Here is a 26,607-nt window from a genome sequence, read left to right on the forward strand (position 1 = left end):
CCCCTCAAACGCGCCCAACACCGCAACTGGCCACCACCACAACCAGCAACAGTCACGATCAGCCAGCGAGACACGAATTAAGTCACCGGCATTGGGCCTAGATCTCGTTCACCGGCCGGCGGGCGTCGGCGAGGATCTTCATGACCTCGTCGATCTCGTCGGTGATGTGGAAGAGCTCCAGGTCGTGCGGGGCCGCCTTGCCCTGGGCGACCAGGGTGTTCTTCAGCCACTCGTAGAGGCCGCCCCAGTACGCGCTGCCGAAGAGGATCACCGGGAAGCGGGTGACCTTCTTGGTCTGCACCAGGGTGAGCGCCTCGAACAGCTCGTCGAGCGTGCCGAGCCCGCCGGGCAGCACCACGAAGCCCTGGGCGTACTTCACGAACATCGTCTTGCGGACGAAGAAGTAACGGAAGTTCAGCCCGAGGTCGACGAACTCGTTGAGGCCCTGCTCGAAGGGCAGCTCGATGCCGAGGCCGACGCTCAGCCCGCCGGCCTCGGAGGCACCGCGGTTGGCGGCCTCCATGGCGCCCGGGCCGCCGCCGGTGATCACCGCGTAGCCGGCCTCGGCGAGGGCCCGGCCGATGGCCACGCCGGCCTCGTACTCGGGCGAGTCGGCCGGGGTCCGGGCCGATCCGAAGACGCTGATCGCGGGCGGGAGTTCGGCGAGGGCGCCGAAGCCCTCGACGAACTCGGAGGTGATCCGCAGCACCCGCCACGGATCGGTGTGCAGCCAGTCGGTCGGACCGGTGGTGTCCAGCAGGCGCTGGTCCGTGGTGCTCGTGCCGACCTGGTCCCGGCGCACCAGCACCGGCCCCTTCTGCTTCTCGGGCCAGGCCTTCTTCTTCCGCGGCGCGCCGACCTGCTCGGGGCCGTGTCCGTAGCTCTTCTCGTCTCCTGTGCCTGTCATGACGAAACCCTACGCCCGGAGATCCCCGTTTTCAGGCAACGGGGGAAGGTCGGTTGGACGACCGGAAGATGGCGTTCGACCGATGAGCGGCCGGTCCGACCAGCCGCTCGTCGGTCCGTCCGTTCAGCTGGTCAGCCAGGCCCGCAGCCGGTCCTCGACCTCGGCGATGGCGCTCAGCGAGCAGTGCTCCTCCCGCTTGTGCGCGAGGTTCGGGTCGCCGGGGCCGTAGTTCACCGCCGGGACGCCGAGCGCGCTGAACCGGGCGACGTCCGTCCAGCCGAACTTGGCCCGCGCCTGGCCGCCGGTGGCCGCCAGGAAGGCCTGCGCGGCGGGCTGGGACAGCCCGGGCAGGGCACCCGGGGCGAAGTCGGTCACGGTCAGCTCGAAGCCGTCGAAGACCTCGCGCACGTGCTTCTCCGCGTCCGCCTCGCTGCGGTCCGGCGCGTAGCGGAAGTTGACCGTCACCACGCACTCGTCCGGGATGACGTTGCCGGCCACGCCGCCGTCGATCCGCACCGCGTTCAGGCCCTCGCGGTACTCCAGGCCGTCGATCTCCACCCGGCGGGGCCGGTACTGCGCGAGCCGGGTGAGCACCTCGGCGGCGTGGTGGATGGCGTTGTCGCCGAGCCAGCTGCGGGCCGCGTGGGCGCGCACCCCGGTGAGCCGGACCTGCGCCCGCAGCGTGCCCTGGCAGCCGCCCTCGACGACCGCGCCGCTGGGCTCCATCAGCACCGCGAAGTCGGCCGCCAGCCAGTCCGGGTGCTCCTTGGCGAGGTGGCCCAGGCCGTTGCGGTGGGCCTCCACCTCCTCGCAGTCGTAGAACACGTAGGTCAGGTCGCGGTTGGGGTCGGTCAGGGTCGCGGCGAGGCGCAGCTGGACGGCCACGCCGGACTTCATGTCCGAGGTGCCGCAGCCGTAGAGCAGGTCGCCCTCGACGTACGAGGGCACGTTGTCGGCGATCGGCACGGTATCCAGGTGGCCGGCGAGCAGGACGCGCTCCGACCGGCCGAGGGTGGTGCGGGCCACCACGTTGTTGCCGTACCGGTCCACGGTGAGGTGCGGGTGGCCGCGCAGGGCGGCCTCCACGGCGTCGGCGAGCGCCTGCTCGTCGCCGCTCACCGACGGGAAGTCGACGAGCCGGGCGGTCAGCGCACCGCCGTCGAGGGTGAGGTCCAGGGGGGTCGGGTTCGAGCTGCTCATGCCGCCAGCCTAGGCCGTGCCGCGCGGCGGCCCCGTGCCCGTCCGTGGCCGTCCGTGGTCGTTCCGTGGTGGTTCCGTGACGCGCAACCGCGGCGGAACGGCAACCGGGGGCGCCGCACACCCGTCCGAGTGGGTACGGTGTCGGATCAAGGTGCAGGCGCGAGAGGGGCGACGGTGGCCAGGAAGAGGAGCAGCGAGGAGCCGGGCGACGAGGCGGCGCCCGCCCGCCGCGGGCCGCTGCGCGCGCTGCTGTTGGTGATCGTCGGACTGCTCGGCCTGGCGCTGGTCGCGGGCCTGGCCGTGGTCGGCATCTGGTGGTTCGGCTTCAAGCCGGGCGAGTCCGAGGGCTGCACGGTGAAGACCGCGGCCGGCAGCGGCACCCTGGAGCTGCCGCAGGCCGCCAACGCCGCGACGATCGCCGCGGTGTCGCGCTCGCGCGGGCTGCCGGACCGGGCCACCGCGATCTCGCTGGCGACCGCCATGCAGGAGTCCAAGCTGCGCAACCTCGCGGGCGGCGACCGGGACTCGATCGGCCTGTTCCAGCAGCGGCCGTCGATGGGCTGGGGCACCCCGGCGCAGATCGCGGACCCGGTGTACGCGACCAACAAGTTCCTGGACGGCCTGGTGAAGGTCCCCGGCTACACCCGGCTGCCGCTGACCGACGCCGCGCAGGCGGTGCAGAAGAGCGGCTACCCGCAGGCGTACGCCAAGCACGAGACCAAGGCGACCCTGCTCACCTCGGCGCTGGCCGGCCGGGAGCCCGCGTCGTTCTCCTGCATCGTGCACGACTACACCAAGCCCGACCCGGAGGACTCCGCCTCCCCCACGGCGGGCGCCTCCGCCACCCCGGCCGCGGCGCCGGACCGGGCCCAGGTGCTGTCCGACCGGGTGCGCCGGGAGTTCGGCCGCACCGTCACCCCGGCCACCGGCTACACCTCGACCATCAAGGGCGCCGAGAACGCCGTCTCGCTGACGCCGGACCCGGCCACCGCCGCGCTGACCTCCTCGGCGGACGCCGTGACGGACGGCGGGGTGAGCGCCGAGCGGGCGAGCGGCTGGGAGGTCGCCCACTGGGCGGTGGCCCAGGCCCAGCAGCTGGGCGTGGCGACGGTCGCCTACGACGGGAAGATCTGGCGCAAGAGCAAGTCGGCGGACGGCTGGCAGCCGCAGACCTCCGGGACGTCGACCAAGCTCGTTCAGGTCACCCTCGCCGCGCCGGACAAGGGTTGACGCACTGACGTACGGGTTGCCGCCGGACGGGTGAAGTTGGTCAACCCCGGTGGACCGGCTCCGCCCCCGGCGGGCCCCGGTGGAGAACCGTCACTCCCCTTGTCCGGCGCCGGGTCCACGGCCCCGCCGGGGCCCCACCGGGCCCGACCCACGCAGTCCTACGATCCGATGGTCAGCCAGAAACTTTCCTCACCCGGGCCGAAACCTTCCGGCTCCTCGAGCGGTAACACCGTCGTCCGCCCGGCGGACGGGACGGACCCAGACCCTTCGAGGAGCCCCATGTCTCACCCCCTCACGCGCCGGATCGCCCAGGCCGCGCTGCTCGTGGCGGCCGGCGCGACCCCGCTGGTCGCGGCCGGCTCCGCGTCCGCCCTGGGCGGCGACGCCCTGCTGCCCAAGAGCGACCTCGCCGCCCCGCTGGGCCAGCTGACCAACACCGACACCGGTTCCACGCTCCAGCACACCACCCACCAGCTGGGCCAGGCCGCGGGCACCACCGGCGCCGCCACCGTGGCCGCGGGCGTACCGGCCTCCGCCGACGCGGCCGGCAACATCGTCGCCCACCAGCTCCCCGAGGCGAACGAGAAGGCCAGCTCGCTGACCGCCCCGGTCGACCAGACCGCGGCCACCACCGGCCAGCTGTCCGCCGTCACCCCGAAGGTCGCCTCCGCACTGGCCGGCAAGCTCGGCGAGGCCGTCACCGGCAAGGGTGCGGGCACCCGCAGCGCCGCCGCCAGCCCGGTCGGCGGGCTCGCCCAGTCCGGCTCCGTCGCCCAGGGCCTGCCCGGCGCCGGCCAGCTCACCCAGGCCGTCCCGAGCACCAACGCCGTCACCGACGCGCTGCCGCTCGGCTCCGTCGAGCGCGCGCTGCCCGCCCTGCCCGCCACGGACGTCCTGGGGCTGGCCGAGCACGGCTCGGCGAACCGCCTGGGCGGCGCCGACCTCGGCCCGAACAACCCGCTCTCCGGCCTCACCAACGCCCTCGGCCCGGTCGGCGGCCTGCTCGGCGGCGTCAACGGCGGCAGCATCAGCGGCCTGCCGCTGTAGTCCGTCCCTCCGCACCGCGGGGGAAGCGCAGAGGGGGCCGGTGTCGGATCGACACCGGCCCCCTCCCGCGCGGGATCAGCGCGCCGCGTCCAGGCGCGCCACCGCGGCGGTGACCCGCTCGTCGGTCGCGGTGAACGCGACCCGGACGAAGCGCTCACCGGCCGGCCCGTAGAAGTCACCGGGCGCCACCAGGATGCCCAGCGCGGCCAGTTCGGCCACCGTCTCCCAGCACGGGCGGTCCTGCGTCGCCCACAGGTAGAGGCTCGCCTCCGAGTGCTCGATCCGGAAGCCGTAGGCCTCCAGTGCCGTCCGCAGCGCCGAGCGCCGGGCCGCGTAGCGCTCGCGCTGCTCGGCCACGTGCGCGTCGTCCGCCAGCGCCGCGACGGTCGCCGCCTGGACGGGGGCGGGCACGATCATGCCGCCGTGCTTGCGCACCTCCAGCAGCTCCCTGACCACCACCGGGTCGCCCGCCACGAAGGAGGCGCGGTAGCCGGCCAGGTTGGAGCGCTTGGAGAGCGAGTGGACGGCCAGCAGGCCCTCGTGGTCCGCGCCGCAGACGTCGGGGCGCAGCACCGAGACCGGGTCGGCGGACCAGCCCAGCTCCAGGTAGCACTCGTCACTGACCAGCAGCGCCCGGTGCTCCCGGGCCCACTCCACCGTGCGGCGCAGCTCATCCGCGGACAGCACCCGGCCGGTCGGGTTGGACGGCGAGTTCACCCAGATCAGGCGTACCCGGGAGCCGTCCAGCTCGTCCACCGAGTCGTACTCGACGGGCTCCGCGCCGCACAGCCGCGCGCCGACCTCGTAGGTCGGGTAGGCCAGCCGCGGGTAGGCGACCTGGTCGCCGGGGCCGAGGCCGAGCTGGGTCGGCAGCCAGGCCACCAGCTCCTTGGAGCCGACGGTCGGCAGGACGGCCTGCGGGCCGATCTCGGCGCCGCAGCGGCGGTGCAGCCAACCGGCGATCGCCTCGCGCAGCTCCACCGGGCCCCAGACCGTCGGGTAGCCGGGCGTGTCCGTGGCGGCGGCCAGTGCCTTCTGGACCACCTCGGGGACCGGGTCCACCGGGGTGCCCACGGAGAAGTCGCAGAGGCCGTCCGGGTGGGCCAGGGCGGTCGCCTTGTACGGCTCCAGCTTGTCCCAGGGGAAGACCGGGAGGAGGTCTGAAACGCGGCGCGCCGCCCCCGGGTGGCCCGGGAACGGCGCGCGCGTGCTGTTGGTGCTCACAGCTCAGTTGCCACCGATCGTCAGTGGTCGGCGTTCTGCGGCGGCAGAGCGGCGATGAACGGGTGGTCTCGCTCGATCAGGCCCAGCTTCGAGGCGCCACCGGGCGAACCCAGGTCGTCGAAGAACTCGACGTTCGCCTTGTAGTAGTCCTTCCACTCCTCGGGAGTGTCGTCCTCGTAGAAGATCGCCTCGACCGGGCAGACCGGCTCGCAAGCGCCACAGTCGACACACTCATCCGGGTGGATGTAGAGCGATCGCTCGCCCTCGTAGATGCAGTCAACCGGGCACTCTTCGATGCACGCCTTGTCCTTCACGTCGACACAAGGCTGCGCGATGACGTAGGTCACGCTGTCGTTCCTCCTCGGAAGGGCCGCCGTGGCGGCCCGTTCTGTTCTGCTCGCGTGCGCGGTGAGCGCGGCGTCGTCGATGCCCGCCCCTAGTATCGCGGGTCGGAGACGGCAAATGCACAGGAGGTGCCCAGATGACGGCAGGCGGCCCGGTCCAGGACCGTCCGGAGGTCCGGATAGACCGCTCTGACGTGGGACGACGCGTGTCCGTCCGGCGCCTCTCGGAGTTCGTCGACGGCCGCCCGGTGTTCCGGGATTCGATCGGCGTGCTCACATCGTGGGACGATCATGGACTGACGGTCGTTCCGCGCACCGGCGAGCCGGTCGCCTTCGCCGAGAAACTGCTGGTCGCGGGCAAGGTCGTGCCCCTCTTCCCGGCCCGCCGAGCCCCGCTGCCCGCCGCCGGCCCCATCGAACTCCAGCGGACCGCCGCACGCGGCTGGCCCGCCGTCGAACAGGAGCCGCTCGGCGAGTGGACGCTGCGCGCCTCGGCCGGGTTCACCCGCAGGGCCAACTCCGTCCAGGCCCTCGGCGACCCGGGGCTGCCCACCGCGGACGCGCTCGCGGCGGTCCGCGCCTGGTACGCGGCGCGCGGGCTGCCCGCCCACGTCGAGGTGGTCGAACCCGGCGCACCGCAGGACCTGCGCGCCGAACTCGACCGGCTGGGCGCCGGGCACGCGCCCACCCTGGTCCGCACCGTCCCGCTGGCCGGCCTCGCCCGGGCCGGGTCCGGGCACGACCGGGTGCGGCTCTCCCGGACCGCCGACGCGGCGTGGCTCTCGCTGTACCGGCGGGTGACCGGGGACCCGGCCCTGGAGGAGGCCGCGTCGCGGGTGCTGCACGGCGGCCCGTCGGTCTGGTTCGCCACCGTGCCCGGTGCCCCCGGGCAGCCGCCGCTGGCGATCGGGCGCTGCGTCGTCGACGGACCCTGGGCGGGCTTCGGCGCGGTCGAGGTCGCGCCCCGCGCCCGGCGGGCCGGGCTGGCCACGGCCGTGATGGCGGTGCTCGCCTCCCGGGCCGCGGAGGAGGGGGCCGCCGGCGGGTACCTGCAGGTCGAGGCCGACAACACCGGGGCGATCGCGCTCTATGACGGACTCGGCTTCACGACCAGTCACACTTACCACTACACCCTGCTCCCCGAGGGCCGGCACCACCCGTCCGAGTAGCCCGCGCCGTTCGACCCGCCCGTCCGTCCGCTTGCCCGCCCGCCGTACGAAAGCCGTCGCCGTCACCGTGACCGAGCAGAGCAGAGACCGCTTCCGGACCGTCGCCCGCTCCGAGCACCCCGACCCGGTGCTGCTCTGCCTGTTGGCCGCGGCCGAACACGGCCCGGTCCTCGACCCGGACGACCCCGGCGAACCGCCGAGCGTGGACGCCCTGCTCGCCGCCTGCGAGGCCGCGCTCGACCGGCACGCGAGCGCCGTCCGGCTCGCCGTCGCCCAGCGCGCCCCCACCGGGCCCGAGGAGACCGCCGCCCTGCTCGCCGCCGTCCTCGGCGGGCGGGAGCGGTTCCACGGACGGCAGTCCGACTACCGGCGGCTGGAGTCCTCCCTGCTGCCCGACGTGCTGCGGCGGCGGCGCGGACTGCCGATCATGCTGTCGCTGGTGTGGACGGCGGTCGGGCGGCGGGCCGGGCTCGCCGTCCACGGCATCGCCCTGCCCGGCCACTTCATCGTCGCCGTCGGCTCCCCCGGCGGCGGCGAGGAGTACGTGCTCGCCGACCCCTTCCACGGCGGGCGGCTGCTCGATCCCGACGACGCCGAACGGCTGGTCGCCGCCGCCGGGCAGGACTTCAGCCCCGCCCTGCTCACCCCGGCCCAGCCGCTCGACATCGTGCTGCGGGTGCTCGGCAACATCCGCGCCTGGGCCGCCGAACGCCCCGAACACGCCCGCACCCAGCTCTGGGCCACCGAACTCGCCCTGCTGCTGCCCCGCCACCCCGCCCAACTGCGCCTCGAACGCGCCGAACTGCTGGTGCGGACCGGCGACTTCCTCGGCGGCTCGGCCGAGATGGACGCCTACGCGCAGATCCTTGACGCCTTCGACCCGGACACCGCCGTCAAGGTCCGCCAGGAGGCCCGGGCGGCCCGCCACCGGCTCAACTGACGGCGGCCGGCCGGGGTCGGGCCCTACAGCCAGCCCTTCTCGCGGGCGATCCGGACCGCCTCGGTGCGGTTGCGGGCCGCGGTCTTCTGGATCGCCATCGAGAGGTAGTTGCGGACCGTCCCCTCCGACAGGTGCAGCCGCTGCGCGATGTCCGCGTTCACCGCACCGTCCGCGGCCGCGCCCAGCACGTCGCGCTCCCGTGAGGTCAACGGGTTCGCCCCCTCGGCGAGCGCGGCCGCGGCCAGCACCGGATCGATCACCCGCTCCCCGCGCAGCACCCGGCGGATCGCCTCCGCCAGCTCCGAGGCCGGCGCGTCCTTCACCAGGAAGGCGTCCGCGCCCGACTCCATCGCCCGCCGCAGGTACCCGGGCCGGCCGAAGGTCGTCGCGATCACCACCCGCGTCCCCGGAGCCGCCCGGCGCAGCTCGGCGGCCGCCTCGATGCCCGTCAGCCCCGGCATCTCGATGTCCAGCACGGCGACCTGCACGTCGTTCGCCAGCGCCGCCGCCACCACCTCGTCCCCGCGGCCGACCTGCGCGACGACGTCGATGTCCCCCTCGAGGCCGAGCAGGGCCGCCAGCGCCTCCCGGACCATCCCCTGGTCCTCGGCCAGCAGCACCCGGATCGGGGCCCCGTTCTGAATGTCACTCATGCCCCGACCTTAGGGCTTGCGCGGCCCCGCCCGTAGGGGCGGTTCCGGGCCCGCGCTACGCCCTCTCGGAGGCCTCGGGGACGACGGCGACGGTGCGCAGCGGCACCGAGGCCCGCAGCCGGAACCCCCTGCCGCGCGGCCCCGGGCCGGTCCGCAGACGGCCGCCGACCAGGGCCAGCCGCTCCTCCAGCCCGGAGAGCCCGTTCCCGGCCTGGGACTTGCCCGGTCCGCGCCCGTCGTCGGCGATCTCCAGGACGGCGTAGCGCTCGCCGCCGCCCTCCCAGCTCTCGTCGGCGGTGACGGTGCAGACGGTGGCGCCCTCGCCGTGCCGGACGATGTTGGTGACGGCCTCGCGCAGCGCCCAGGCCAGCGCGCCGGCCTCCTCGTCGGCCAGCCCGGGCCAGGCGTCGACGAGCTCCGGCGCGACCTCCAGCCGGACCTGCGCGGCGGCCAGCGCCGTGCGCGCGGCGGCGAGTTCGACCGGCATGGTGGGGCGGCGGAAGCCGGTGACCGCCTCCCGGACGTCGATCAGCGACTGCCGGGCGACCTGCTCGATGTCGGCGACCTGCGTCCGCGCCGCCTCGTCCTTGCCGGCGTCCAGGAAGCGCCCGGCCAGCTCGCTCTTCAGCGTGATCAGCGACAGCGAGTGCCCGAGGAGGTCGTGCAGGTCGCGGGCGAGGCGCAGCCGTTCCTCGGAGGCGGCCAGGTGCGCGACCGCGGCCCGCGCCTCGCGCAGCTCCTTCATGGTGGCGACCAGCCGCTGCAGGCCGGTCATCGCGGCGCCGGAGAGGAAGGCGCTGAGGGTGAAGGTCGAGACGTTGTCGACGCCCGCGTGGATCAGCAGTCCGACCACGGCGGTGAGGCCGGCCATGCCGCCGAGCGCGGGCAGCGCGTAGCGCGGCGGGGTGACGATCGCGACGCACACCGAGGCGTAGATGAAGAGGGTGAGGAACGCTCCGCCGAGCGCGAAGGAGGAGGCGGTCGCGAGCGCCACCATGACCGCGACGATCGCCCGGCAGGCCCGCGGCCGCATCCCGGCCGTCGAGCGGAAGATCACCAGCAGGACGTAGCCCGCCACGAAGAACGCCAGGCAGCCCCAGCCGAGCACCGTGCCGGCCGGGCCGTGGCCGCCGTGCAGCAGGTCGCCCACCGGGTAGGCGAGGTAGATCATCCACAGCAGCATCCAGGCGACCTTGACCAGCAGCTGCCGGCGGGTCTCCACCGGGGAGCCGGGGACGTTCATGAACGACGCGCGCGCCGGGCCCGCGTCCGGGGTCTCGTCGGACGGGTGGGCCTGGCGCGTGTCGTTCATGGCGGTCATCATGCCTGTCGGGTGTCGCGGCGGTACAGGGCCGCCGCGGCCGCGACGAACACCGCGAGGAAGGCGAGCAGCCCGGCGACCGCGGCGGTGTCCAGGGAGTGCCCGGGCTGGGTGAAGGTGGCCAGCTTGTTGTACAGGTAGACCGGGTTGAACCGGGCGAACCTCTCCAGCGAGCCGCTCACCGGGAACCACGTCCCGCCGAACAGCGCCATCACCATGTAGGTGATCATCACGATGGTCTGCACCGAGTCCGGCGCCGCGGCGTACCCGAGCGCCACCCCGAGCGCCGCGAACACGAAGCTGCCCAGCCACAGCGCGGCCGCCAGGCCGGCCCACTGCGCCGCGCCCAGCGACACGCCCTGGCTCGCGCCGACCGCGAAGACCACCAGGATCGCCGGCAGCGTGGTCACCGAGCTCGCCGCGATCTTGCCGAAGGTGTACGCCCGGCCGGGCAGCGCGGTCAGCCGCAGCTGGCGCACCCAGCCGCTCTTGCGCTCCAGCGAGATCCGCTGCGCGCTGCCGGTCAGCACCGCCCCGACGGCGCCGAAGGTGGCCATCGAGACCATGAAGTAGGTCTTCACCGGCAGGCCGCCGGCCTGCGCGGTGGAGCCGTAGGCGTGGATGAAGAAGAAGTACATCAGCGCCGGGTAGGCGATCGTGAAGAGCAGGTAGCGCCGGTTGCGGAGGGTCCGCAGGATCTCCAGCCGGATCAGGGTGGTCATCGCGCGTTCTCCTTCGCGGCCTCGTGCTGGTCCTGCTCGCCGGTGATGGTCAGGAATGCCTGTTCCAGGCCGAGGCCGGTGACCTCCAGCCCGCGCGGGTACAGGCCCGCCCGGTAGAGCCCGGCGACGCTGGCGTCGGCGTCCGCGGTCCGGATCCGGACCGTCCGCACCCCCGGGACCCGGGCGGTGACGTCCAGCGACCGGACGCCCGGCAGGGTGCGCAGCACGCCCTCGTCGAAGCGGGCGGCGGCCTCCGTCAGGTCCGCGTCGTGGAGCTCGAAGGCGATCCGGCGGGCCCCGGCGCGCGCCTTGATCTCGGCGGAGCTGCCGTCGGCGATCAGCCGGCCGCGGTGCAGCACGAGGACGCGGTCGGCGATCGAGTCCGCCTCCTCCAGGTAGTGGGTGGCGAACAGCACCGTGCGCCCGGCGTCGGCCTGAGCCCGCATGCTCGCCCAGAACGCCTGCCGGACGGTCACGTCCATGCCGGTGGTGGGTTCGTCCAGGACGATCAGGTCGTTGTCCCCGGCGATCGCGAGGGCGAAGCGGACCCGCTGCTCCTGGCCGCCGGACAGCTTGTCGACCCGCCGTTCCGCGATGTCCGCGATCCCGGCGTCGGTCAGCACCTCGGTGACCGACCGGCCGCGCGGGTGGACGTCACAGGCGAGCCGGACCAGCTCGCGGACCTTGACGTCGGCCATCAGCCCGCCGCTCTGCAGCATCGCGCCGACCCGGCCGGCCGTGACGGCCTCCCGCGGCGTGCCGCCGAACAGCGTGACGCTGCCCTGGTCGGGCTCGCGCAGGCCGAGCAGCAGGTCCAGGCTGCTGGACTTGCCGGCGCCGTTCGGGCCGAGCAGGGCGACCGTCTCGCCCGCCCTCAGCACGAGGTCGAGGTCGTCCACGGCGCGTACCCGTCCGTAGCTCTTCCCGACGCCGCGGAAGGCTGCCACCTCGGTGCCCATCGCCCGGCTCCTCTCCCCTGGTGGTGTCACTGTCGTTCGCACCGCTTCAGAGTCCCGCGCGGGCGGGGGTGGTCGGCAGTGTGCGCCGTCCCGGCTTCGACATGACGGATGTCATGCCGGTGGCCGGCACCCCGGGCGGGGTGCCGGCCACCGTTGCGCCGTTCGGCGGCCCCCTGTCGGACCCGGGGGCTAGCGTGTGGTCACGTCGAGGCCGGACTGGTCGCCCGTCCGGGCACACGCGGCCAGGGGGGAGCGGCAGGGCCCCGCGGCACCGTACGCGAAGGGCCCCGGCGCCCTGTTCCGACCCCGCTCCCCCTCATCCGCTCACAGCCCCAGCGAGCGCTTCACGAAGTCGACCTGGAGCAGCAGCAGATTCTCCGCGACCTCCTCCTGCGGCGTCATGTGGGTGACGCCGGACAGCGGCAGCACGGTGTGCGGGCGGCCGGCCGCGAGCAGTGCGGAGGAGAGCCGCAGGGTGTGCGCGGCCACCACGTTGTCGTCCGCCAGACCGTGGATGATCATCAGCGGCCGCTCCAGCGCGGCGGCGTACCCGGTGAGCGAGTTGGCGGCGTACACCTCGGGCCGCTCGGCGGGGTGGCCGAGGTAGCGCTCGGTGTAGTGGGTGTCGTACAGCTCCCAGTCGGTCACGGGCGCGCCGGCGACGGCCGCGTGGAAGACGTCCGGACGGCGCAGCACGGCGAGCGCGGAGAGGTAGCCGCCGTAGGACCAGCCGCGGATCGCGACCCGTCCGAGGTCCAGCGGGAACTCCCCGGCGAGCGAATGGAGCGCGTCGACCTGGTCGTCCAGGGTGGCTCCGGCGAAGTCGAAGGCGATCGACTTCTCCCAGGCCGGGCCGCGCCCGGGGGTGCCGCGCCCGTCGGCGACGACCACGGCGAAGCCCTGGTCGGCGAACCACTGCGAGTTGAGGTGCGGGTTGTGCGCCTGGACGACGCGCTGGCCGTGCGGGCCGCCGTACGGGTCCATCAGGACGGGCAGCAGGCCGTCCCGCTCGCGGTCGTAGCCGGTGGGCAGGAAGACGGCGGCCGGGATGCGGCGCTCGCCCGCGAAGCGGAAGACCGGGCGGGCGCTGATGACCGGGGTCTCGGCGTACGAGGCGATGACGGCCACCTCGTCGACGACCACGCCCTCGGGCAGGTCCCGGGCGACGGTGACCAGGCTGCCGGGCAGGTCGGGCTCGGCGGTGGCGCGCACGGTGATCCCGCCGGCGTGCACGGCGCTGGTGACGGAGGTGAACGGCCGGCCGTTGGAGGACTCCCAGCCGAGCCGCTTGCCGTCGTGGCTGATCCGGCCGACGGCGATCCAGCCGGGCTCCGGGTCGGTCTCCGCGGCGCCGCCGGAGGCGGTGAAGAACACCTCGTCGTCGGTGACCGCGACGACCGACCGCAGGTGCAGGTCGGCCCCGGTGACGGTCTCCTCGCCGATCACCAGCGCACGGGCCTCACCGACGTCGGCGATCCGGACCAGCTTGCCGTCCGGCGTCCAGGCCGGGACGCCCGGGAACAGCTCCAGCCAGGCGTCGTCGCGCTCCTCCAGCAGCACCTCGGTGGCACCGGTGGCCGGGTCCAGGCCGAGCAGCAGCTGGCTGCGCTGGTCACGGGCCTGGACGAGCAGCAGCGGCGCGCCGCCCGCGGACCAGTGCACCCGGGCCAGGTACGGGAAGGCCGCGCGGTCCCAGCGCACCTCGGTGCGGTCGCCGTCCAGGTCGACCAGCCAGAGGCCGACCTCGGCGTCGGCGGTGCCGGCGGCCGGGTAGGCGACCTCGGCGGGCTCGCGCTCGGGGTTGGCCGGGTCGGCGATCCACCAGCGGCGCACCGGGGAGTCGTCGGCGCGCTCGACCAGCAGCCGGTCGCCGTCCGGGGACCACCAGAAGCCGCGGTCGCGGTCCATCTCCTCCTGGGCGATGAACTCGGCCTGGCCCCAGGTGACGTTCGGGCCGTCGGGCTCGGCGAGCACCCGGTCGCCGGTGCCGTCGGTGCGGGTGATCCGCAGTTCGCCGGCGGTGTTGGCGTAGGCGACGTGGACGCCGTCCGGGGAGACCCGCGGGTCCAGCAGCGGTCCGGCGGCGGGCAGTTCGGCGGTGTCGCCGGTGGTCAGGTCGGCGGTGAACAGCCGGCCGGAGAGCGCGAAGGCGGCCAGCCGGCCGGCCGCGTCCAGCGCGTACCCGACGATGCCGGCCGATCCCTCGCGGCTGCGCTCGCGGCGGGCCTTCTCGGCGGGCGAGAGGTCCTCCTCGCCGCCGCCGAGCAGCACGGCCGGGTCGGCGGCGATCCGCTCCTCGCCGGTGCCGGTGTCGAGGCTCCAGAGCAGGTTGGCCCGGTCGCCGCCGGCGCGGGAGCGCAGGAAGACGACCCGCGAGCCGTCGGGTGCGACGGAGAAGGAGCGGGGCGCGCCGACGGTGTAGCGCAGGGTGCGCGCGTACTGCCGGGGGAAGGTGTCCGCAGGGGTGTGGGTGGTCATGGCACCAGACCCTACGACGGCGGACTCCCGCCCGCCGGAAGCCCGGTGATCACTCGTTCGGAGCACCCTCGCCGAGGACGCCCCGGAGGGCCCCGCACCCCCTCCGACCGGCCCGTGCGCCCCACCGGTGCCACCGTGCCCCGGCGCGCGGGGACTCACTGAATGTAATGCTCCCCTTACCCATCGGGTAAGACTGGCTCAGGCGAGTGATCGTCGGGCCCCGTCCCGGGCCCCGGTCACCCGACCGCAAGTCCCGCACGGTCCCACCGCCGCCCTCCTCGGGGGCGGCGCACCCGAGAAGGGGTGTGAGCCGACATGGCTTTGTCCGTCTCCGCAGCCATGCTGATGCTGGTCATCGTGGTGGTGCTGATCCGCCGCTCCGGGCTGAAGCTCGCGCACGCGATCGTCTGCGCGCTGCTCGGCTTCTACCTGGCGTCCAGCTCGATCGCGCCGTCGATCAGCCAGTTCACCAGCAACCTCGCCGGGATGATCAACGGCCTGAAGCTCTGACCCCCGCCCGGCCCGACCCGCGACCGGCCGGTCGTTAGGCTTCCTCCCATGACCGCGACTACCGGCCGCCGCCTGCTCCTGGTGCACGCCCACCCCGACGACGAGTCGATCGGCAACGGCGCCACCATGGCCCGGTACGCCGCCGAGGGCGCCAGCGTCACCCTGGTGACCTGCACCCTCGGCGAGGGCGGCGAGGTGATCCCCCCCGAGCTGGCCCACCTGACGGCCGATCGGGACGACACCCTCGGCGCGTACCGGATCGGCGAGCTCACCGAGGCGATGCGCGCCCTCGGCGTCACCGACTTCCGCTTCCTCGGCGGCCCGGGGCGCTACCGCGACTCCGGGATGATGGGCGTGCCCGACAACGACGTGCCCGGCTGCTTCTGGCAGGCCGACGTGGACGAGGCGGCCGGCCACCTCGTCGCGGTGATCCGCGAGGTCCGACCGCAGGTGCTGGTCACCTACGACGAGGACGGCGGCTACGGGCACCCGGACCACGTCCAGGCGCACCGGGTCGCGATGCGCGGGTACGAGCTGGCGGCCGACCCGGCCCACCGCCCGGAGCTGGGCCCGGCCTGGCGGATCGCCAAGGTGTACTGGAACCGGATGCCCCGCTCGGTGATCGAGGCCGGGCTCGCCGAGACGGCCGCCCGGGCGCCGTTCCCCGGCGTGGCCGCCCCGGCCGACGTCCCGGGGGTGGTGGCCGACGAGCTGGTCACCACCGTCCTGGACGGCGCCGCGCACGCCGGGCGCAAGGCGGCCGCGATGGCCGCGCACGCCACCCAGATCACCGTGGCCGGCCCCTTCTTCGCGCTCTCCAACGACCTCGGACAGCCGCTGGTCGCCACCGAGTACTACCAGCTGGTGCGCGGCCAGGCCGGCCCCGGCCGACCCGAGGACGACCTGTTCGCGGGCCTGGCGCCCGACCCCGAGCCGCTGCACACCACCGCCGAGGAGAGCACCCGATGACCGAGCCCGCCACCGCCCGGGCGCCGCGCCGCTCGATCCCGGCGATCGTCCTCGGCACCCGCGACGAGCGGTTGGCCGAGCCTCAGCCCCCGCGCGCCGCCCGCATCGCGGCCTACCTGCTGTTCTTCCTGCTGGGCATCGCGGTGTCGGTCTGCGGATCCTTTGTGCAGGCCTTGTGGCCGCCCGTGGGAGTCCTGTTGGCACTCGCCGCGACCGGCGCCACCTTCTACGCGGGCCTGCGGGTCACCGGCACCCGGCTCGGCGCCGCGATGCCCGCGGCCGGCTGGTTCCTGGCGATGCTGCTGCTGATCGTGCCCCGGCCGGAGGGCGACAACGTGCTGTGGTCCAACGCCACCTCGCTGGCCTGGCTGTTCGCCGGCTCCGTCCTCGGCGTGATCTGCGCCACCCTGCCCACCCGCACGAGCTGGTTCCCGGGCGTGCCGGCGCCACCGCGCTGACCCCGCCCACGGGGCGCGAACGGGGCTGCGCACGACGCGCAGTCAGGACCACACGGCCGTACTCTCATAACGGAGGAACCGGACGTATCAGGATCTGTCCGAAGCCGTTCGCCGCTCAGTTCTTCCCAGTATGGTGGTCCCGCAGAACGCCGTACCCGACCGCCGCCCGCCCAGGCCCGGCGACCACGAACCGCGGTCGCGCCGCACGGCCCGCCCGCGAACCCGGAGCAGAGCAGCATTGAGCAGCCGCGAATCTGACAACGCCCACCCGACGCCGCGGCGTACGGGGCCGGACGCCTACCCGTCGGGCACCCCGCCCTACGGCACACCGGGGCTCCCCGGCGGCGACCGGGCCGCGGCCGCCCAGGGCGCCGCGTCGGGCGCCGAGGACGACGGCCCCAAGACCGAGACCACGCTGACCACCCGGGTCCGGATCAACATCCCGGGCTCGCGCCCGATCCCGCCGGTCGTGGTCCGCAGCACCGTCAAGAACGAGGACGGCGGCTCCGGCGAGGACGCCCCGGCGGCCGCCGAGCCGGGCGGCCCGCGGCGCCGTTCCGCGCCCGCCTCCCCCGTCCTCGGGGTGATGGAGGGTGACACCCGCACGGCCACCCCGCCGAACCTGCCGCCGGAGTGGCAGATCCCGCCGATCCCGCCGGCGACCTCCGAGTCCGAGTCCACCGGTGCCTGGTTCCGGCCGCGGCAGAAGAAGGCCGGCGAGCCGGCCCCGGCCGCCGTCGCCGCCGGTGCCCCGGGCACCGCGGAGGCCCCGGCCGCACCCGCCGGCGCCGAGCCGCGCGCGAAGGCCGCCCCGGCCGCCGCCGCCCGGCCGAGCGGCTCCCGCCCCGCGGCCGCCCAGGGCGCGGCCCGCCCGAACGGCCGTCCGGTGCCCGCGCAGGCGTCGAACCCGGCCGGTCCGCAGGCCCCCGCGGAGGAACCCGGCGTCTACGAGGCCGCCGCCCCCGTCGCCGACCCGTTCGCCCCGGCGGCACCCGAGGCCGGTGCCCGCGGCCAGCGCGGCGCCCGCCCGCAGAACGGCGCGCAGCCCAACGGCGCGCGGCCGAACGGCACCCAGCCCAACGGCGCGCAGCCCAACGGCGCCCCTCGGGGCGGCCGACCGGCCGGCGGCCCGCAGCAGGGCCCGCGCCCCGGCGCCCACCCGCAGGGCCCGGCGGCCGGCGAGGCCAACCCGGAGGACACCTCGGTCGACGGCTTCCGGCCGATCCGCGAGAACACCCCGCCGCCCGGCGCCATATCCGGCCTGCCGCAGAACGGCGCCGCGCACGGCGGCGAGACCCGCCCGCAGCCCGGCCTGTTCGCCTCGGCCCCGGCCGGCGCCGACCCGTTCGCCACCAAGCGCCCGGGCCAGGACGCCTTCGCCCCGCAGCACCCCGGCCAGGACGCCTTCGCCGCCCCGGCCCCCGGCGGACTCTTCCCGGGAGCGCCCGGCGCGGCCCCGGGCCGCCCGCAGCAGGCCGGCCAGGACCCGGAGGCCACCGAGTTCACCCCGCTGCCGACTCCCGGCCCGCACCCCGACGGCGCCCAGCCGCACCCGGCCCAGGGCAGGCCCGCGCCGGCCGGTCCGGCGGCGGCCAAGCCGGCGCCGCAGCCGGCGAAGGCCGAGCCCGCCAAGGGCAAGCGCGGCGGTTCCGGCAAGAAGCTCGTCAAGCTGGCCGTCTACGGCGTCGGCGGGGTGCTGTTCCTCGGCGCCGCCGCGTACGGCACCGGCCTGATGCTCAACCAGTCCGACATCCCCAAGGGCACCGTCGTACTCGGCACCGACATCGGCGGCAGCAGCCGCGACCAGGCCATCCACCAGCTCGACGAGACCGTCGGCAAGGCCGGTCAGCAGCCGCTCAAGCTGAAGGTCGGCGACCAGGTGCTGGACCTCGACCCGACCGTGGCCGGGCTCGCCTTCGACACCACCGGCACCGTGGACGGCCTCGCCCAGCACAGCTACAACCCGGTGGACGTCATCAAGTCCCTCCAGGGCGGCACCAAGGCCGTCGCCCCGGAGGTCAAGGTCGACCGGGCCAAGCTGAAGGCCGCCCTGGACACCCTGGCCGCCGGCTCGGGCTCCGGGCTGCAGGAGGGCTACGTCAAGTTCGCCGACAACGGCGACCCGGTCGTCGTGCCCGGCCGGGCCGGCCAGGCCGTGGACTCGGCGAGCGCCCTCGACGTGGTCGAGCAGGCCTACCGCGACCGCGCGGCCGGCAAGCCCGACCAGCCGGTCGCCCTCGCGGTGACGGCCGCCCAGCCCAAGACCTCCGCGCAGGCGCTGCAGGCCGCCGCCGACAGCCTCGGCAAGTCCGCGGTCAACGGCAACATCCACGTCCTGGTCGGCGCCAAGAAGTGGGACTTCGGGCCGAAGAGCGCCGCCAAGGCGCTGACGCTCGTCCCGGACGCCTCCGGCAAGATCGTGCCCAAGTGGGACCTCGACGCGCTGAAGGCCCAGCTGGACGGCGTGTTCGACAAGGTGAAGGTCAAGAAGAACGGCCAGACCGCCGTGCTCACCCCGCAGGACGTCGCGGACGCCCTCACCCCGCTGCTCGACAAGAGCGGCGACAAGGACCGCACCTTCAAGTTCACCGCCGCCTGACGCCGCGCGGCACCCGTCCAGGGGCGGGCCGGCTCCCTCCGATCCGGAGGAGGCCGGCCCGCCCCTCGACAACTCCACCTCCCGGTCAGCAAGATGTGACGCCACACCTTCCGCCACAGCCACCTCGGGAGCACGCCGATGAGCCGCCGCCTCCACCACCGGACGGCCGTACTCGCCGGTCTCACCGCCCTCTCCCTCTCGCTGGCGCTCTGTTCGTGCGCGTCCGGTCAGGGCGGAGGCTCCGCCGACGGGCTGCCGGCCGCCGGCACCCCCAAGCTGACCTCGATCGACGTCAACCCGCGTGACCGCGCCCAGCTGCGCCAGGGCGGCACCCTCAACCTGGCGATCGCGCAGTTCTCCCGGCAGTGGTCGCCGATCCACGCCGACGGCAGCGAGTCCTCGACGATCAGCGTCACCAAGCCCCTGCTGCCGACCTTCTTCCGCTCCGACGCGGCCGGCACCCAGACCGTCAACCCGGCCTACCTGCAGGACGCCCACGCGGAGCAGCGGGACGGCCGGCAGGTGGTCGTCTGGACGCTCAACCCGAAGGCCCACTGGTCCGACGGCACCCCGATCACGTGGCGCGACATCGAGGCCAACTGGCGCGCCCTGAACGGGAAGGACCCGGCCTACAAGTCGTCCAGCAGCACCGGCTTCGAGCTGGTCTCCTCGGTCGAGCGCGGCAAGGACGACTTCCAGGCCGTGATGACCTTCGACCGCCCGTTCTCCGAGTGGCAGTCGATGTTCAACGGCGCCGCCAACGCGCCGCTGCTGCCGGCGAGCCGGGTCGCCACCCCGGACCAGTTCAACTCCGCATACCTGGACGCGATCCCGGTCACCGCCGGCCCGTTCAAGGTGGAGCAGCTGGACCGCGCCGCGCAGACCGTCACCCTGGTCGCCGACCCGGGCTGGTGGGGCGACAAGCCGGTGCTGGACCGGATCGTGTTCCACGCGATGCTGCCCAACGCCATGGCCGCCGCCTTTGCCAAGGGCGAGATCGACCTCTTCAACAACGGCCCCGACGTGGCCGGTTACCAGACGATCAGGAACACCAAGGGCGCCGCGGTGCGCCGGGCCGGCGGGCCGGACTTCCGCCAGTTCACGCTGAACGCCCGCACCCCGGCGCTCAGCGACGCGACCGTCCGCCAGGCCGTCTTCCAGGCGATCAACCGGGACACCGTCATCCGCGCCGACCTCAACGGTCTGGACTGGCCCGCCGTCCCGCTCAACAACCACCTGCTGGTCGCCAACCAGAACGCGTACCGGGACAACTCCCTCGGCCTCAGCCGCTACGACCCCGCCGAGGCCGCCCGCAAGCTGGACGCGGCCGGCTGGAAGCTCGACGGCGACGTGCGGAAGAAGGACGGCCGCGAGCTGAACCTGCGGATGGTCATCCCGGCCGGCGTCACCCAGGCCCAGAACGAGGCCGCCACCACCACCAGGATGCTCAAGGACGTCGGCGTCAAGGTCACCACGGTGACCGCCGCCGCCAACGAGTTCTTCGACCGGTACGTCAACCGCGACGACTTCGACATCACCGCCTACTCGCTGCTCGGCACGCCCTTCCCCGCCAGCGGCAACCGCGCCAACTTCGTCCAGAACGGCGGCACCAACCACGTCGGCGCCGGCAGCCAGGCGGTGGACGCCGCCCTCGACCGGGCCGCCGCGGCACCGGACGCCGCCACCGCGTCCGAGGCGATCAACCAGGCCGACGGCGAACTGTGGAAGGTGGCCGGCGTGCTCCCGCTCTACCAGCGCCCGCAGCTGTACGGCGCCCGCGCCAACCTCGCCAACATCGGCGCGCAGGGGCTGTCCGACATCGTCTGGGAGAACGTCGGCTTCGAGCGCTGAGCCCGGCCGGGGCGGCCGACGCGCACACCGCCGGACCGGCCGGGCCCCGGGTGCCGTTCGCACCCGGGGCCCGGCCGCTCGCGCGGGCCGGTGTCAGCCCGTCCCGATCACGTCCCGGACCTCGGCGAAGTGGCAGGCCGACTGGTGCGCGGCCGGGCCCTCCAGCAGCGCGGGCACCGCGAGCAGCGGGACCTCGGTGGAGCAGCGCTCCTCCGCCTTCCAGCAGCGGGTGCGGAAGCGGCAGCCCGACGGCGGGTTGGCCGGCGAGGGCAGGTCGCCGCTGAGCAGGATGCGCTCGCGCTGTTCCCGCCCGGTCGGGTCGGGCACCGGGACGGCCGACAGCAGGGCCTGGGTGTACGGGTGCGTCGGGTAGGAGTAGATCTCCTCCTCCGTACCGATCTCGACCATCGTGCCGAGGTACATCACCCCGACCCGGTCGGAGATGTGCCGGACGATCGAGAGGTCGTGCGCGATGAACATGTAGGAGAGCCCGAAGTCGCCCTGCAGCTGCTCCAGCAGGTTGATCACCTGCGCCTGGACGGAGACGTCCAGGGCGGAGACCGGCTCGTCGCAGATGATCAGCTCCGGTTTGAGCGCGAGGCCGCGGGCGATGCCGATGCGCTGGCGCTGGCCGCCGGAGAACTGGTGCGGGTACCGGTTGATGTACTCCGGGTTCAGCCCGACCACGTCCAGCAGGTCCTGGACGGCCTTGCGGCGGTCGCCCTTGGGCGCCACCTCGGGGTGGATCTCGAAGGGCTCCCCGATGATGTCGCCGACCGTCATCCGCGGGTTCAGCGAGGTGTACGGGTCCTGGAACACCATCTGGATGTTCCGGCGAACGGCCTTCAGCCCGGCCCCGGACAGCCGGGTGATGTCCTCGCCCTTGAAGAGCACCCGGCCGGCCGTGGCCCGCTCCAGGTTCATCAGCACCTTGGCCAGCGTGGACTTCCCGCAGCCGGACTCGCCGACGATGCCCAGCGTCTCGCCCTTCACCAGGTCGAAGCTGACCCCGTCGACCGCCTTCACCGCACCGACCTGCCGCTTGAACAGGATGCCCTGGGTCAGCGGGTAGTGCTTGACCAGGTCCCGGACCTCCAGGATCGGCTCAGCCATGGAGGGTCTCCTTCCAGAAGTGGCAGGCGCTGCGGCGGCCCGGCAGGTCGGCCCCGTCGGCGTCCAGCACCGGGACCAGCGACGGGAGTTCGGTCAGGCAGCGGTCCCGCGCCCGGTCGCAGCGCGGGTTGAACGCGCAGCCCTGCGGGATCCGCAGCAGGCTCGGCGGCAGGCCCTTGATCGCGTAGAGGTTCTGGCCCTTCTGGTCCAGCCGCGGGATCGAGGTGAGCAGGCCGCGGGTGTACGGGTGGGCGGGCCGGGCGTAGAGCTCGTGCACCGGGGCGGTCTCGACGATCCTCCCCGCGTACATCACGGCGATCTTGTCCGCGACGTCGGCGACCACGCCGAGGTCGTGGGTGATCAGGATCAGCCCCATGTGGAACTCGTTCTGGAGCTCGGCGAGCAGGTCCATCACCTGGGCCTGGACGGTGACGTCCAACGCGGTGGTGGGCTCGTCCGCGATGATCAGGTCGGGCTCCATGGAGAGCGCCATGGCGATCATGATGCGCTGGCGCATGCCGCCGGAGAACTGGTGCGGGTAGTCGCCGACGCGCTGCCTGGCGGCGGGGATGCGCACCCGCTCCATCAGCTCGACGGCCTTCTCCTTCGCCTCCTTGCGGGTGGCCCCCTGGTGCACCCGGAACATCTCGCCGAGCTGGTAGCCCACGCTGAGCACCGGGTTGAGCGAGGAGAGCGCGTCCTGGAAGATCATCGCGATCTTCCGGCCGCGCACCGCCCGCCGGGCCTTGGCGCCCATGGTCAGCAGGTCCTGACCGCGGAAGAGGATCCGGCCCGCCGTGATCCGCCCCGGCGGCATGTCGAGGATGCCCATGATCGCCTGCGCGGTCACCGACTTGCCCGAGCCGGACTCCCCCAGCACCGCCAGCGTCTCGCCGGCCGACACCGAGTAGCTCACCCCGTTGACGGCCTTGGCGACGCCGTCCCGGGTGTGGAACTCGATGTGCAGGTCGTCGACCTCCAGCAGCGGCGTGCCGGGCACCAGGTGCTCCCGTCCGCCGCCGATCACCTGGACCGCGTCCATCCGCGGCCCGCCGTCCCTGCTCCCGGACGGCTTCGTCAGGTCAGCCATGGTTCGCGGCCCTCCTCAGCGCAGTTTGGGGTCGAGGGCGTCGCGGACCGCGTCGCCGAGCATGATGAACGCCAGCACGGTGATGCTCAGCACGGCCGCCGGGAAGAGCAGCACGTGCGGGGCGTTCAGGAAGCGGGACTGGGCGTCGCTGATCATCAGGCCCCAGGAGATCGCCGGGGACTGGATGCCGATGCCCAGGTAGGACAGCGCCGCCTCGGCGCCGATGTAGACGCCGAGGTTGATGGTGGAGACCACGATCACCGGGGCCACCGCGTTCGGCAGGATGTGCCGGGTGACGATCCGCCGGGTGCCGGCCCCCAGCGCGCGGGCCGCGACCACGTAGTCGTTGTGCTTGTTGGAGATCACCGCCGAGCGCATCAGCCGGTAGATCTGCGGCCAGCCGAGCACCGCCATCACCGCCGAGACCGTCCAGGCGTTGCCCTTCTGCCAGGTCGACATGATGAGCATGCCGCCGAGCAGCAGCGGGATCGCGAAGAAGATCTCGGTGACCCGGGAGAGCAGGCTGTCCCAGAAGCCGGCCAGCCAGCCCGCCAGCAGACCGAGGGTGCCGCCGACCAGGACCACCAGCGAGGTGGTCAGGAGGCCGACGATGATCGAGTTGCGGGCGCCCCAGACCGTCCGGGTGTAGATGTCGCAGCCCTGGACGTCGAAGCCGAACCAGTGATCGGCGCTGGGGCGCTTCAACGAGGAGGAGAGTTCGCAGAAGCCGGCCGAGTTCGGGTCCTGGTCGGTGAACAGCTGCGGGACGACGGCCAGCGCCACCATGAACAGCACCAGCAGGCCGCCGATGATGAACAGCGGGTTGCGCCGCAGGTCGTACCAGGCGTCGGTCCAGAGGCTGGCCACCCGCTCCTTGCCGGCCGCGGCCGGGGCGGCCGGGGCCGCGACGTCCCCGCCGGCCTGCGCGGGGATCGACACCTTCACGTCCTCGTGCTTCGTCGGCTCACTCATAGCGGATCCTCGGGTCAAGAACGGCGTAGAGCAGGTCGACCACCAGGTTGGTGAACAGGTAGACCATCACCAGGGCGCTCACCACGCCCACCACGATGGTCCGTTCGCGCAGGTAGACGGACTGGAACAGCTGGTGGCCGATCCCGGGGATGTTGAAGATGCCCTCGGTGATCACCGCCCCGCCCATCAGTCCGCCCAGGTCCATGCCGAGGAAGGTGATGATCGGGATCAGCGCGTTCCGCAGCCCGTGCCGCACCACCACCCGCACCGGACTCAGGCCCTTGGCCACCGCGGTGCGGACGTAGTCGGCCCGCATCACCTCGATCAGGCTGGTCCGGGTGAGCCTGGCGATGTACGCGAGCGAGGTGGACGCCAGCACGTAGGCCGGCACCAGGTACGAGCGGAACCCGGCGTCCTCGTTGAAGGAGACCGGGAAGAAGTCGATGCCGTAGTCGCGGTTGAGTTTCACCCCGAGCAGCAGCTGGAGCACGAAGCCGATCACGAAGGTCGGGATGGAGATGACCATCAGGGTCGAGATCAGCACCAGGTTGTCGATGAAGCGCCCGCGCCGCAGCGCGGCGACCACGCCGGCCACGATGCCGATGACCATCTCCACGCCCAGCGCGGTCAGCGCCAGGTTGATCGTGTACGGGAAGGCCCGCGTCATCACGTCGACCACCGCGTTGCCGCGGTAGTCCTCACCGAAGTCGCCCTTGAACAGCCCGATCAGGTAGTGCCAGTACTGGACGAAGAACGGGTCGTCCAGGTGGTACCGGTCGCGCAGGATCGCCACCACGGTGGGGTCCGCGCGCTTCTCACCGGCCAGCGCTTGGATGGGGTCGCCAGGCAGCAGGAAGACCAGTGCGTAGATCAGGAACGTCGCGCCGAGGATCACGGGTAGGGCCTGGATGACCCGGCGGACCACATAGCGGCCCATGCGGCCTCCTCACGGTTGGGGGCAGGCCACTGACGGGCGGTGCGGGGGTTTCCCGCACCGCCCATCGGTGGTGCCGGTCGTGGGCTCCTCCCGCCCGCCGGGGGCGGGAGGGTGACGTCGGATCAGGCGAGCTCGACGCTGGCCAGGTCGATCCGGTTCTGCGCGTCCACGATCACGTTCTTCACGGCCTTCGTGTAGGCCGAGGAGAGCATGTAGGTGTAGACCGGGATGTACGGGAGGTCCTTGATCAGGATGTCGTCGGCCTGCTGGTAGAGCTTGATGCCCTCGTCGTCGGTCTTCGCGCCGTCGGCCTTGGCGAGCAGCGCCTCGAAGTCCTCGTTGACGTAGCCGCCGTAGTTGGAGCCGTTCTCGATGGCGACCTTGGAGAAGATCGGGCGCAGGTAGTTCTCGATGGACGGGTAGTCCATCTGCCAGGCCATCCGGAAGGCGCCCGAGTACTCCTTCTTGCCCAGGGCGTCGAGGATCTTGCCGAACTTCTCGAACGGCTTGAAGGTGACCTCGATGCCGAGGTTGTTCTTCAGCTGGTTGCCGACGGCCTCGATCCACTCCTTGTGGCCGCCGTCCGCGTTGTACCCGATCTCGAGCTTGTTGCCGGGCAGGCCGCCGGACTGGGTGTAGAGCTCCTTGGCCTTCGCCGGGTTGTACTTGGCGGCGTCGCCGAGGGCGCCCTGGCGGTAGCCGGGGATGATCGGGCTGATGAAGTCCGAGGCCGGCACGCGGGTGCCGGAGAAGATCGTCTTGCAGATCGCGTCGCGGTCGATCGCCATCGAGATCGCCTTGCGCAGGTCCGCGCTCTTGAACGCCGGGTTGGTCGAGATCGGGAATCCGAGGTAGCCGACACCGGATTCCGGCCGGTAGATGTACCGGTCGCCGAACTCCTGGGAGACCGTCGCGAGCGCCGAGATCGGCAGCTTGTTGGTGATCTGGATGTTGTCCGCGCGGAGGTCGTTGTACGCGGTTTCCAGCTTGTCGTAAATCTTGAACGTGACCGAATCCAGCTTCGCCTTTCGGTCGAAGGACGGGAAGTTGTCGTACCGCTTGATCTTGATCTGCTTGTTGTGCTCCCAGGCGCCGTCCATCTGGAACGGACCGTTTCCGATCGGCTTGTCGCCGAACGCCTTCGGGTCCGCGAAGAACGCCTTCGGCAGCGGGTAGAAGGCGTTGTACCCGAGCATGGTCTTGAACTGCGAGAACGGCGCCTTGAGGGTGACGGTGAAGGTCTTGTCGTCGACCACCTTCAGGCCCTTGAGCTCGGTCGCGGTCGGCTTCTTGTCCTTGCCCGGGGCGAGGTCCTCGGAGCCGAGGATCTTGTCGTAGAACGGCAGGCCCTGCGCGGCGTTGTCCTGGTTGGCGCCCCAGTTCCAGGCGTCCACGAAGGACTGCGCGGTGACCTTCTCACCATTGTGGAAGGTGTAGCCGTCCTTGAGCTTGATGGTCCAGACGGTGGCGTCCTGGGTCTCGATCGACTCGGCGACGCGCAGCTTGGGCGCGGTGGTCTTGGGGTCGTACTCGACGAGGCCGGCGAAGAGCGCGAACTCCACCTGCGCGCCCTCGGACTCCGCGGTGTTCTGCGGGATCAGGCCGTTCTGCGGCTCACCCGACTCGATGCTGATCGAGCCGCCGGTCTTCCCCGTGCCGCCGCTCGCCTGCTCCGAGGACTTCTTGTCGCTGCCGGTGCTGCACGCGGAGATCGCCAGTGCCGCACACGCCGCGAGCGCGGTCAGACGCATCGTCTTGGTGAGCCTCATTCAACTGCTCCTCGATTTAGGGGCTTACGAACGAACGGCGCCCCGCCACTCGGTGTGCCGGGCATGGCGGAGGTCGACATCAGGGCCGATCCACACAGTTGGCGAGGTGACCGCTGATACGCGCAGAGCAACTATCGATCAACCG

23 protein-coding genes are annotated in these 26,607 nt (G+C 73.1%); 9 read left to right on the top strand and 14 right to left on the bottom strand.

What is annotated here, in order from left to right; genetic code table 11:
• Positions 1–97: 97 nt before the first annotated feature.
• Both ACIRS1_RS27980 and dapE read right to left on the bottom strand, forming a co-directional pair.
• Positions 98–907, bottom strand: a complete 810-nt coding sequence (locus ACIRS1_RS27980) for a TIGR00730 family Rossman fold protein (protein ID WP_360213805.1) — start codon at positions 905–907, stop codon at positions 98–100.
• Positions 908–1,030: 123 nt separating this feature from the next.
• On the bottom strand, positions 1,031–2,107 hold the full coding sequence (gene dapE, locus ACIRS1_RS27985) for a succinyl-diaminopimelate desuccinylase (protein WP_402844730.1): 1,077 nt from the start codon (positions 2,105–2,107) through the stop codon (positions 1,031–1,033).
• Between the two features lie 174 nt (positions 2,108–2,281).
• Between dapE and ACIRS1_RS27990 the strand changes: the two genes are divergently transcribed.
• Both ACIRS1_RS27990 and ACIRS1_RS27995 read left to right on the top strand, forming a co-directional pair.
• Complete coding sequence (locus tag ACIRS1_RS27990; protein WP_360213801.1) at positions 2,282–3,337, top strand: hypothetical protein; 1,056 nt, start codon at positions 2,282–2,284, stop codon at positions 3,335–3,337.
• Positions 3,338–3,616: 279 nt separating this feature from the next.
• Positions 3,617–4,384, top strand: a complete 768-nt coding sequence (locus tag ACIRS1_RS27995) for a hypothetical protein (RefSeq protein ID WP_360213909.1) — start codon at positions 3,617–3,619, stop codon at positions 4,382–4,384.
• Positions 4,385–4,459: 75 nt separating this feature from the next.
• Here the strand turns inward: ACIRS1_RS27995 and dapC are convergent, their stop codons facing one another.
• Positions 4,460–5,608, bottom strand: coding sequence for a succinyldiaminopimelate transaminase (gene dapC / locus ACIRS1_RS28000; protein ID WP_387904418.1), 1,149 nt, complete (start codon positions 5,606–5,608; stop codon positions 4,460–4,462).
• A gap of 20 nt (positions 5,609–5,628) precedes the next feature.
• Positions 5,629–5,955, bottom strand: a complete 327-nt coding sequence (gene fdxA, locus ACIRS1_RS28005) for a ferredoxin (protein WP_030061559.1) — start codon at positions 5,953–5,955, stop codon at positions 5,629–5,631.
• A gap of 134 nt (positions 5,956–6,089) precedes the next feature.
• On the opposite strand from fdxA, the gene ACIRS1_RS28010 reads away from it, so the two are divergent.
• Positions 6,090–7,121 carry a GNAT family N-acetyltransferase gene (locus ACIRS1_RS28010; protein WP_402844733.1) on the top strand — a complete coding sequence of 344 codons (1,032 nt, stop codon included), beginning with the start codon at positions 6,090–6,092 and terminating at the stop codon, positions 7,119–7,121.
• Between the two features lie 67 nt (positions 7,122–7,188).
• Entirely contained in the window at positions 7,189–8,061 is an 873-nt protein-coding gene (locus ACIRS1_RS28015; RefSeq protein ID WP_402844735.1) for a transglutaminase family protein, read from the top strand.
• A gap of 23 nt (positions 8,062–8,084) precedes the next feature.
• On the opposite strand, the gene ACIRS1_RS28020 is transcribed toward ACIRS1_RS28015, so the two are convergent.
• The 5 genes from ACIRS1_RS28020 to ACIRS1_RS28040 all read right to left on the bottom strand — a co-directional run bounded on the left by ACIRS1_RS28020 (position 8,085) and on the right by ACIRS1_RS28040 (position 14,194).
• The gene (locus ACIRS1_RS28020) at positions 8,085–8,714 is read right to left on the bottom strand and encodes a response regulator (protein ID WP_402844737.1); all 630 of its coding nucleotides are present in this window, start codon (positions 8,712–8,714) and stop codon (positions 8,085–8,087) included.
• Between the two features lie 55 nt (positions 8,715–8,769).
• On the bottom strand, positions 8,770–10,026 hold the full coding sequence (locus ACIRS1_RS28025) for a sensor histidine kinase (protein WP_402844739.1): 1,257 nt from the start codon (positions 10,024–10,026) through the stop codon (positions 8,770–8,772).
• A gap of 8 nt (positions 10,027–10,034) precedes the next feature.
• Entirely contained in the window at positions 10,035–10,757 is a 723-nt protein-coding gene (locus ACIRS1_RS28030; protein WP_402844741.1) for an ABC transporter permease, read from the bottom strand.
• Positions 10,754–11,716: an ABC transporter ATP-binding protein gene (locus ACIRS1_RS28035; protein WP_387904426.1), complete on the bottom strand. Its 963-nt coding sequence runs from the start codon at positions 11,714–11,716 to the stop codon at positions 10,754–10,756. Before ACIRS1_RS28035 ends, ACIRS1_RS28030 begins: the two co-directional genes overlap by 4 nt.
• Positions 11,717–12,040: 324 nt before the next feature.
• Complete coding sequence (locus tag ACIRS1_RS28040) at positions 12,041–14,194, bottom strand: prolyl oligopeptidase family serine peptidase (RefSeq protein WP_402844743.1); 2,154 nt, start codon at positions 14,192–14,194, stop codon at positions 12,041–12,043.
• A 315-nt stretch (positions 14,195–14,509) separates the two neighbouring features.
• Here ACIRS1_RS28040 and ACIRS1_RS28045 point away from each other — a divergent pair, with 315 nt between their 5' ends.
• The 5 genes from ACIRS1_RS28045 (at position 14,510) to ACIRS1_RS28065 (ending at position 20,581) form a co-directional block, all read left to right on the top strand.
• Entirely contained in the window at positions 14,510–14,704 is a 195-nt protein-coding gene (locus ACIRS1_RS28045; RefSeq protein ID WP_360213783.1) for a DUF2304 domain-containing protein, read from the top strand.
• A 48-nt stretch (positions 14,705–14,752) separates the two neighbouring features.
• Entirely contained in the window at positions 14,753–15,673 is a 921-nt protein-coding gene (gene mshB, locus ACIRS1_RS28050; protein ID WP_402844746.1) for an N-acetyl-1-D-myo-inositol-2-amino-2-deoxy-alpha-D-glucopyranoside deacetylase, read from the top strand.
• Positions 15,670–16,131: a DUF6113 family protein gene (locus ACIRS1_RS28055; protein ID WP_360213779.1), complete on the top strand. Its 462-nt coding sequence runs from the start codon at positions 15,670–15,672 to the stop codon at positions 16,129–16,131. The genes mshB and ACIRS1_RS28055 overlap by 4 nt, the downstream gene beginning before the upstream one ends.
• A gap of 238 nt (positions 16,132–16,369) precedes the next feature.
• Positions 16,370–18,730, top strand: a complete 2,361-nt coding sequence (locus ACIRS1_RS28060) for a peptidoglycan binding domain-containing protein (protein WP_402844747.1) — start codon at positions 16,370–16,372, stop codon at positions 18,728–18,730.
• Positions 18,731–18,868: 138 nt separating this feature from the next.
• Positions 18,869–20,581 (top strand): ABC transporter family substrate-binding protein, encoded by a 1,713-nt coding sequence (locus ACIRS1_RS28065; protein WP_402844749.1) that lies wholly within the window; start codon positions 18,869–18,871, stop codon positions 20,579–20,581.
• 93 nt (positions 20,582–20,674) lie between these two features.
• Here the strand turns inward: ACIRS1_RS28065 and ACIRS1_RS28070 are convergent, their stop codons facing one another.
• From ACIRS1_RS28070 to ACIRS1_RS28090, 5 genes are all read right to left on the bottom strand, one after another.
• The gene (locus ACIRS1_RS28070) at positions 20,675–21,694 is read right to left on the bottom strand and encodes an ABC transporter ATP-binding protein (RefSeq protein ID WP_402844751.1); all 1,020 of its coding nucleotides are present in this window, start codon (positions 21,692–21,694) and stop codon (positions 20,675–20,677) included.
• Entirely contained in the window at positions 21,687–22,736 is a 1,050-nt protein-coding gene (locus ACIRS1_RS28075; RefSeq protein WP_402844834.1) for an ABC transporter ATP-binding protein, read from the bottom strand. Before ACIRS1_RS28075 ends, ACIRS1_RS28070 begins: the two co-directional genes overlap by 8 nt.
• A gap of 63 nt (positions 22,737–22,799) precedes the next feature.
• On the bottom strand, positions 22,800–23,756 hold the full coding sequence (locus ACIRS1_RS28080; RefSeq protein ID WP_402844753.1) for an ABC transporter permease: 957 nt from the start codon (positions 23,754–23,756) through the stop codon (positions 22,800–22,802).
• On the bottom strand, positions 23,749–24,693 hold the full coding sequence (locus ACIRS1_RS28085) for an ABC transporter permease (protein WP_360210804.1): 945 nt from the start codon (positions 24,691–24,693) through the stop codon (positions 23,749–23,751). The genes ACIRS1_RS28080 and ACIRS1_RS28085 overlap by 8 nt, the downstream gene beginning before the upstream one ends.
• 122 nt (positions 24,694–24,815) lie before the next feature.
• Positions 24,816–26,462 (bottom strand): ABC transporter substrate-binding protein, encoded by a 1,647-nt coding sequence (locus tag ACIRS1_RS28090; RefSeq protein ID WP_360210806.1) that lies wholly within the window; start codon positions 26,460–26,462, stop codon positions 24,816–24,818.
• Positions 26,463–26,607: the final 145 nt, after the last annotated feature.

The organism is Kitasatospora sp. NPDC101176 (assembly GCF_044768035.1).
Taxonomy (GTDB): Bacteria; Actinomycetota; Actinomycetes; order Streptomycetales; family Streptomycetaceae; genus Kitasatospora.

What these genes read in the sequence shown, in the direction of transcription:
- ACIRS1_RS28085 (WP_360210804.1), bottom strand. Translation starts at nt 24,693, where the DNA reads ATGGGCCGCTATGTGGTCCGCCGGGTCATCCAGGCCCTACCCGTGATC.
- ACIRS1_RS28020 (WP_402844737.1), bottom strand. Translation starts at nt 8,714, where the DNA reads ATGAGTGACATTCAGAACGGGGCCCCGATCCGGGTGCTGCTGGCCGAG.
- ACIRS1_RS28010 (WP_402844733.1), top strand. Translation starts at nt 6,090, where the DNA reads ATGACGGCAGGCGGCCCGGTCCAGGACCGTCCGGAGGTCCGGATAGAC.
- ACIRS1_RS28040 (WP_402844743.1), bottom strand. Translation starts at nt 14,194, where the DNA reads ATGACCACCCACACCCCTGCGGACACCTTCCCCCGGCAGTACGCGCGC.
- dapE (WP_402844730.1), bottom strand. Translation starts at nt 2,107, where the DNA reads ATGAGCAGCTCGAACCCGACCCCCCTGGACCTCACCCTCGACGGCGGT.
- ACIRS1_RS28080 (WP_402844753.1), bottom strand. Translation starts at nt 23,756, where the DNA reads ATGAGTGAGCCGACGAAGCACGAGGACGTGAAGGTGTCGATCCCCGCG.
- ACIRS1_RS28065 (WP_402844749.1), top strand. Translation starts at nt 18,869, where the DNA reads ATGAGCCGCCGCCTCCACCACCGGACGGCCGTACTCGCCGGTCTCACC.
- ACIRS1_RS28030 (WP_402844741.1), bottom strand. Translation starts at nt 10,757, where the DNA reads ATGACCACCCTGATCCGGCTGGAGATCCTGCGGACCCTCCGCAACCGG.
- ACIRS1_RS28025 (WP_402844739.1), bottom strand. Translation starts at nt 10,026, where the DNA reads ATGAACGACACGCGCCAGGCCCACCCGTCCGACGAGACCCCGGACGCG.
- ACIRS1_RS28035 (WP_387904426.1), bottom strand. Translation starts at nt 11,716, where the DNA reads ATGGGCACCGAGGTGGCAGCCTTCCGCGGCGTCGGGAAGAGCTACGGA.
- ACIRS1_RS28045 (WP_360213783.1), top strand. Translation starts at nt 14,510, where the DNA reads ATGGCTTTGTCCGTCTCCGCAGCCATGCTGATGCTGGTCATCGTGGTG.
- ACIRS1_RS27980 (WP_360213805.1), bottom strand. Translation starts at nt 907, where the DNA reads ATGACAGGCACAGGAGACGAGAAGAGCTACGGACACGGCCCCGAGCAG.
- ACIRS1_RS27995 (WP_360213909.1), top strand. Translation starts at nt 3,617, where the DNA reads ATGTCTCACCCCCTCACGCGCCGGATCGCCCAGGCCGCGCTGCTCGTG.
- mshB (WP_402844746.1), top strand. Translation starts at nt 14,753, where the DNA reads ATGACCGCGACTACCGGCCGCCGCCTGCTCCTGGTGCACGCCCACCCC.
- ACIRS1_RS28090 (WP_360210806.1), bottom strand. Translation starts at nt 26,462, where the DNA reads ATGAGGCTCACCAAGACGATGCGTCTGACCGCGCTCGCGGCGTGTGCG.
- ACIRS1_RS28075 (WP_402844834.1), bottom strand. Translation starts at nt 22,736, where the DNA reads ATGGACGCGGTCCAGGTGATCGGCGGCGGACGGGAGCACCTGGTGCCC.
- ACIRS1_RS28070 (WP_402844751.1), bottom strand. Translation starts at nt 21,694, where the DNA reads ATGGCTGAGCCGATCCTGGAGGTCCGGGACCTGGTCAAGCACTACCCG.
- ACIRS1_RS28055 (WP_360213779.1), top strand. Translation starts at nt 15,670, where the DNA reads ATGACCGAGCCCGCCACCGCCCGGGCGCCGCGCCGCTCGATCCCGGCG.